7 protein-coding genes are annotated in these 6222 nt (G+C 57.0%); 2 read left to right on the forward strand and 5 right to left on the reverse strand.

Annotation, left to right across the window (positions count from 1 at the left end; genetic code table 11):
* Nucleotides 1-1434, reverse strand: coding sequence for a cytochrome ubiquinol oxidase subunit I (locus AD948_RS04140; protein WP_006558393.1), 1434 nt, complete (start codon nucleotides 1432-1434; stop codon nucleotides 1-3).
* 337 nt (nucleotides 1435-1771) lie between these two features.
* Here AD948_RS04140 and AD948_RS04145 point away from each other — a divergent pair, with 337 nt between their 5' ends.
* Both AD948_RS04145 and AD948_RS04150 read left to right on the forward strand, forming a co-directional pair.
* The gene (locus AD948_RS04145) at nucleotides 1772-2800 is read left to right on the forward strand and encodes a Dyp-type peroxidase (RefSeq protein WP_061470848.1); all 1029 of its coding nucleotides are present in this window, start codon (nucleotides 1772-1774) and stop codon (nucleotides 2798-2800) included.
* An 11-nt stretch (nucleotides 2801-2811) separates the two neighbouring features.
* The gene (locus tag AD948_RS04150; protein ID WP_058987065.1) at nucleotides 2812-3606 is read left to right on the forward strand and encodes a family 1 encapsulin nanocompartment shell protein; all 795 of its coding nucleotides are present in this window, start codon (nucleotides 2812-2814) and stop codon (nucleotides 3604-3606) included.
* A 212-nt stretch (nucleotides 3607-3818) separates the two neighbouring features.
* Here the strand turns inward: AD948_RS04150 and AD948_RS17580 are convergent, their stop codons facing one another.
* The 4 genes from AD948_RS17580 to exbD form a co-directional block, all read right to left on the reverse strand.
* Nucleotides 3819-3983 (reverse strand): hypothetical protein, encoded by a 165-nt coding sequence (locus tag AD948_RS17580; RefSeq protein ID WP_248845913.1) that lies wholly within the window; start codon nucleotides 3981-3983, stop codon nucleotides 3819-3821.
* Nucleotides 3984-4149: 166 nt separating this feature from the next.
* On the reverse strand, nucleotides 4150-4662 hold the full coding sequence (locus tag AD948_RS04155; RefSeq protein ID WP_061470849.1) for a hypothetical protein: 513 nt from the start codon (nucleotides 4660-4662) through the stop codon (nucleotides 4150-4152).
* A gap of 207 nt (nucleotides 4663-4869) precedes the next feature.
* The gene (locus AD948_RS04160) at nucleotides 4870-5724 is read right to left on the reverse strand and encodes an energy transducer TonB family protein (protein WP_061470850.1); all 855 of its coding nucleotides are present in this window, start codon (nucleotides 5722-5724) and stop codon (nucleotides 4870-4872) included.
* A complete protein-coding gene (exbD, locus tag AD948_RS04165; protein ID WP_061470851.1) occupies nucleotides 5721-6194 on the reverse strand; it encodes a TonB system transport protein ExbD in 474 nt (157 codons plus the stop codon). Before exbD ends, AD948_RS04160 begins: the two co-directional genes overlap by 4 nt.
* Nucleotides 6195-6222 lie beyond the last annotated feature (28 nt).

Genomic DNA, 6222 nt, shown 5'->3' on the forward strand with positions numbered 1-6222 from the left:
TCAGGCTCCTTTGCCAGCAGACGGGTCAATCACATCCGGATGCATGCGGGCTGCCAGAATATCGGATGCGTGAGAGGGAGGAGTGTCATGTTCGCCTTCCTGCGGCGCACGCCCCAGCAGGCGCACCAGAATGCCCATGCCAGAACCGAACACCAGCACATACACCACCACAAAGGCCGTCATGGTCACAGCCATGCTGGACAAAGCAATGGGAGAAACGCTGTCTGACGTGCGCAGCAGGCCGTAAACAGTCCAGGGCTGACGGCCGACTTCGGTGGTGATCCAGCCGCACAGCAACGCCAGAAAACCAGCGGGAGCCATGCACAGGGCAACACGATGGAAGAGTGTATTTGTAAACAGGGTGCTGTTGCGCCGTAACCAGAGGGACCAGAACCCCACAAGCGCCATAAGCATGCCCAACGCCACCATGATGCGGAAGGAGAAGAAAATAACAGGCGATGGCGGCCGTTGATCACGGGGGAAATCCTTCAGCCCCGGCACCTTGCCTTCCAGACTATGGGTGAGAATGAGTGAGCCCAGCAGCGGCACCTTGACGGCATAATCCGTTCGCTCTTCCTTCATGTTGGGAATACCAAACAGCAGTTCCGGCGCACGCCCTTCTGATGTCCAGTCACCTTCCATCGCTGCAATTTTTGCGGGCTGGTATTTCAACGTGTTCAGGCCATGGGCATCTCCGGCCATGATCTGGATAGGAGCCACAATGGCGGCCATCCACATGGCCATGGAGAACATCACCCGCACAGGTTCGCTGGCAATCCGCCCTTCACGCCGGGCCTTGAGCATGTGCCACGCCCCGGTTGCCCCAACAATGAACGCCACGGAGAGAAACGCCGCCAGCCCCATATGCACCAGCCGGAACGGGAAAGAGGGGTTGAAGATAATGGCCAGCCAGTCCGCCGGCATGAAGCGGCCGGTTGTGGGATCAATGCTGTAGCCGCGCGGCGTCTGCATCCAGGAATTGGAGGAAAGGATCCATGTCATGGAAATCAGGGTGCCAATGGAAACGCAGCACGTGGCGGCAAAATGCAGCCCCCGTCCCACCTTGTTCATGCCGAACAGCATGACGCCCAGAAAACCCGCCTCAAGAAAAAAGGCGGTCATGACTTCATAGGATAACAGCACCCCGGTAATTGGCCCGGCCTTTTGAGAAAAGACAGACCAGTTGGTGCCAAATTCATAGGACATGACCAGGCCGGAGACCACGCCCATACCAAAGACAATGGAGAAAACCTTGATCCAGTACCGGTAAAGATCGAGAAAAACTGGCCTTCCGGTCTTGAGCCACAGCCCCTCCAGCACAGCCAGATAGGCCGCCAATCCAATGGAGAAAGCGGGGAAAATAATATGAACGCCTACGGTAAAGGCAAACTGAAAGCGCGCCAGAAGAAGCGCAAGGTCATGGGCAGGCTGCATTGGGTCTCATCCAAACATATGCATGTGGCTGCTCCACCAGAAAACAGCCTCCACAAACCCTGAAAGAAAGGGGCTGCTTCCTGCCATAAACGCCGCAGGGAACCATCCTGTTCCGCAACGAGCCACAATGCTCTTGCCCTGTACTAGATCAGCAAGAGCTCTGCCGTCCAAGACCTTTTCCTTATATAATAATAAACAGCAGTTATAATGGTGACCCGTTTGTGATCATTCTGCTTATCTGTCGCATTCTTGTATCTTGCCACGCTGCGCTGCATGCCTATGCTATGACTCTGATATCGTTACACGATCGCGTTGTTGCGCGAGGAGCTTCAGACCGTTGGCCACACCTCAACCCATTGACACAAAACTGACCCAGGCCGCCCTTTTCCTGGTGGTAACCCTGAACAGTAATACCCCGGATGCCGCGGCCATAACGCAGATCAAGGCCCTTATGGGTGACCTGTCCTCCCTTGTTCGCGGTGTGGGATTCCGGGTGCCTGACGGCAGGCTAAGCTGCATTACGGGCATTGGGTCCAACGCGTGGGATCACCTTTTTGGCACACCACGCCCGCGTGAATTGCATCCCTTTCGGGAAATCAATGGCGTGCATCACGCCCCCTCCACACCGGGAGACCTGCTGTTCCATATCCGCGCCACCCGCATGGATCTGTGTTTTGAACTGGGCACGACCATCATGTCCCGGCTGGAAGGCGTCGCCTCCGTTGTGGATGAAGTTCACGGTTTCAAATATTTTGATGAACGTGATCTGCTCGGCTTTGTAGATGGCACGGAAAACCCCACCGGCCAGCCCGCCCTTGATGCGACCCTCATTGGTGAGGAAGACCCGGCTTTTGCTGGCGGAAGCTATGTCATTATTCAGAAATACCTGCATAACCTGAAAAAATGGGATGCCATCCCCACTGAAGTGCAGGAACATATTATTGGCCGCAAGAAACTATCGGATATTGAACTGCCAGAGGCCGATAAACCAAGCTATGCCCATAATGTGCTGACCAATATTGAAGAAAACGGGCAACAGCTTCAGATCGTGCGCGACAACATGCCGTTTGGTGAAGTGGGTAAAGGAGAGTTTGGCACCTATTTTATCGGCTATGCGTGCTCCCCTTCCCGCACGGAACAGATGCTGCAAAACATGTTCGTGGGCAAACCACCCGGAAATTACGACAGACTTCTGGATGTCAGCACCGCCGTTACGGGAACGCTGTTCTTTATTCCCACAAGTGATTTTCTGGACGGCGCGCCTGATCTGGAAACAGCCGATCAGCCAGCGCCTGCCCCCACGCCAGCCCCTTCACCTACCCCTGATCTGCCGAGCGGCTCTCTTGGAATCGGGTCACTCAAATAAGGAGTTCTGACATGAACAATCTGCACAGACATCTGGCTCCCATTTCCTCCGCCGCCTGGGCCGAGATTGAAGATGAAGCCGCCCGCACCATCCGCCGCCATCTGGCTGGCCGCCGGGTTGTGGACACATCAGACCCCAAAGGCACCGCTTTTGCCGGTGTGGGCACAGGCCGCGCCAAACAGATTGAAACACTGGGCGAAGGTGTGCGGAGCGTTCTGCGGGATGTTCTGCCGCTGGTGGAACTGCGTGTTCCCTTTACCGTATCACGCGATGAAATTGATGCCGTGGAACGCGGCTCCCTTGATTCAGACTGGCAGCCGGTCAAGGACGCTGCAAAGAAAATTGCCTTTGCAGAAGATCGCGCCATTTTTGACGGATATGCCGCAGCAGGCATGACGGGCATCCGTCAGGGCACGTCAAACACGCATCTCAAACTCCCTGCATCGGTCAAGGATTATCCTGCCGTTATTTCTGCCGCACTCAATGAATTACGGCTGGCGGGCGTCAATGGCCCTTACTCCATTGTGCTGGGAGCCTCGGCATTTCAGGCCGTCAACGGTGGCGATGATGAAGGGTACCCCATCCGCAAACATCTTGAGAGCCTGATTGACGGCAAGATCATCTGGGCCCCCGCCATTGAAGGTGCATTTGTTGTCTCCACCCGTGGTGGTGATCTGGCGCTGGATATTGGGCAGGATTTTTCCATTGGCTATTTGAGCCACACGGCTGAAACGGTGGAGCTTTACCTGCAGGAAAGCTTTGTCTTCCGTGTGCTGACAAGCGAAGCAACTGTCGCAATCGACTAACAAACACCTCTGACAGACCGCAGCCACCCCCTTCCGGTGGCTGTGGCTGTGGCTGTGGCTGTGGCTGTGGCTGTGGCTGTGGCTGTGGGGCACTCATCTTACGTGCCCCACCCATATGCAAGACCAGGCAACCACTCCCGTTCTCCCCTACAAGCACTGATCAAACACACATCTGCTTTGCCCTGGCGCAGCATTGCGAACACGTCTTCGCACTAGTGGGAAATACCTGTCAGCAGCACAGCCACAACCGCCATGCCTGAAAAAGGTAGCCCGAACAGATCAAGCGCGATCACGGCCCTTACACCACCAGCGGAAAGAATGGTCAGGGGATGCCGCGGGCAGATCTGAAACAGGTAGATACGGCAGAGGCAGAACACCGGAAGGCACCACCGCTGCCAGAAGCTGCATGATCACGATAGGCCGCTGCACAAAAAGGCCTCAACGTCACGCGGCAACCAGCCCGAGCCCTATCATACGGGCTTCACTTATAGAGACGAACAACCGCGCACATTTTTCACCCGCTCACACAAAAAAATTCAGAAATCAGGACAGTGGCTGTGACGTATCCATCTGCAACGTGATGGCCGCACTGCGAATATCCAACCCACGGCGCTCCGCCAACCGATGTAGGAAGGAGGTCACTTCGGGCAGATCACAGGGGCGCATACGGCCAGTTCCGGCATCAATAAACAATACGGTCGGGCCGTCCGGTTCCATGCCTTGGGCAATCCGGTAGCGCCAGATACGATCAGCCCCAACGGTGCGCGTCAAAATACCCCGATCAACAAAGATATTCAGATTGCGCTGAATGGAATCCGCACTCGGGGTTGGGCCATCCACTATCTCCATCAGCACTTTCCATAACGCAACCGCCGTTACGTTCTCACCCGCTCGTAGCAGACCGTGCAACATGATAAGCCTCAGTCCTGTCAGCGTAATCTTTGCCCGTTCACACCGCGCCAGCAAACGGTTGAGAAGCTGGCTATCAGCACGATATTCCGGGCGCAGACAGGCAAGAGCGGGAGGAGAACGACGGCGTTCAGGAAAAGAGGTCATGACAAATAGCTTTCTGTTGCTGGAAGGGGCTGGGGAAGCCGCTTGAAAAATCAGTAGGGGCGATCTGGTGAGACTTTATTGTGGCTGACTGCGATGGATGGTCGGCCCTGTGGCTCTGCATCGAACACCTCACAGCTCCATATTCAGCCTCAAAAAAGCTCTTCCCTGTTCTTGCCTTCTGACTTTTCAAACCGTCTCTCAGTCGCGTCAGTGTTCGATATAGAATTCAATAGGCACAGTCAGCGTAACGGGATCTCCTTCAACGCTATCAGGCGGAACCGGAAGAGGCTCAGCACGGCGCACCAATGCCAACGCTTCCTGATCCAGCAAGGCATGGCCGGAACTGCCTTCAATATTGGCGGACAACACATGGCCTTTACGGTCCATGGAGAAATGCAGCATTGGCACGCCCTCCTGATGGTCAGCCATCGCTTCTGCCGGATACCGCTTGTATTTTTCCAGACGGGCCAGCAACGCCCCCTGCCACGTTGCCGGGCTTTGAGACGCATGAGACGAGGAAGCCCCCGGTGCGGGCGCAGCCTGAGCCGGTGCAGGCGGCGCCTCGGTAGAAGGGGGCGCGGTTGTCTGCTCTGCTGGTGGCGTTTTATCTGGCACCGGCTGTTTCAGATGCGGCGCAGGTTTGTGTTTCTTCACAATTTTGCGCAGCTTTTCTGGTTTGGGCACCGGCACTGGCGGATTGGCTGCGGGTGATGGCGGAGCCGATATCTTGGGCGGCTCCTCCGGGGCCGGGTCCGGTTCCGAGAGGGTCTGCTGCGGGCCGGGCGGCACATCCGTTGGAGGAGAGGGCGTGGACACTGGCTCCGGCGCCATATCAATGGCAATGGCCGCAGGTGGAGGTTCCGGCACGGGCACCACAACCGGAGGCAGCCGCATGACCCATGCCACTGCCCCGCCTGTCACCATCAGCACCCCCAGAAAGGATACCCCCCAGCGAAGTGCTTCCTCCCGGCGGATATGGCGGGTATGAGCCTTCTGCCACTCGGCAAAAGACTGTGACAGATGAACGGTTTTTTCAGGCTGTTCGACAACCGCCGTGGTCATGGCGTCTCCCCTGCCGGGGTGGGCGCGTTGGACGGAGCAGCCGGTGCGGCCCCTTCTTCCTGCCCCTGTAGATTGACCAGCGCCACCTTGAGGTATCCGGCAGAGCGCAGCTTGTCCATCACGCCCATCAATGTACCGTAATCCACCGTCTTGTCGGCCCGCAGAAAGATCCGTTCGTCCTTGTTGCCTTTCGTCGCTGTCTCCAGCGCACCGGCAAGCGCGTCCGCACCGATATCGTCCTCGCCCAGCGCCAGACCGTGATCGGCCTTGACGGTCAGAAACACGGGATCATCCGGCCGGGGTGTGGGCTTTTCGGTGGAGGACGGCAGATCAACCGGCACGTTCACCGTGGTCAGCGGGGCCGTGACCATGAAGATCACCAGCAGAACCAGCATCACATCAATGAACGGCGTGACATTGATCTCACTGGCCTCATGCGGGTTTTCATCAGTGTGACGGATGCGGATCATGCCCCGTCACTCCCCGGCCATGCGGCTG

Source organism: Acetobacter senegalensis (assembly GCF_001580995.1).
GTDB lineage: Bacteria > Pseudomonadota > Alphaproteobacteria > Acetobacterales > Acetobacteraceae > Acetobacter > Acetobacter senegalensis.

Coding starts and splice junctions, on each gene's coding strand:
- AD948_RS04140 (WP_006558393.1), bottom strand. CDS start 1,434: ATGCAGCCTGCCCATGACCTTGCGCTTCTTCTGGCGCGCTTTCAGTTT.
- AD948_RS04150 (WP_058987065.1), top strand. CDS start 2,812: ATGAACAATCTGCACAGACATCTGGCTCCCATTTCCTCCGCCGCCTGG.
- AD948_RS04155 (WP_061470849.1), bottom strand. CDS start 4,662: ATGACCTCTTTTCCTGAACGCCGTCGTTCTCCTCCCGCTCTTGCCTGT.
- AD948_RS04160 (WP_061470850.1), bottom strand. CDS start 5,724: ATGACCACGGCGGTTGTCGAACAGCCTGAAAAAACCGTTCATCTGTCA.
- exbD (WP_061470851.1), bottom strand. CDS start 6,194: ATGATCCGCATCCGTCACACTGATGAAAACCCGCATGAGGCCAGTGAG.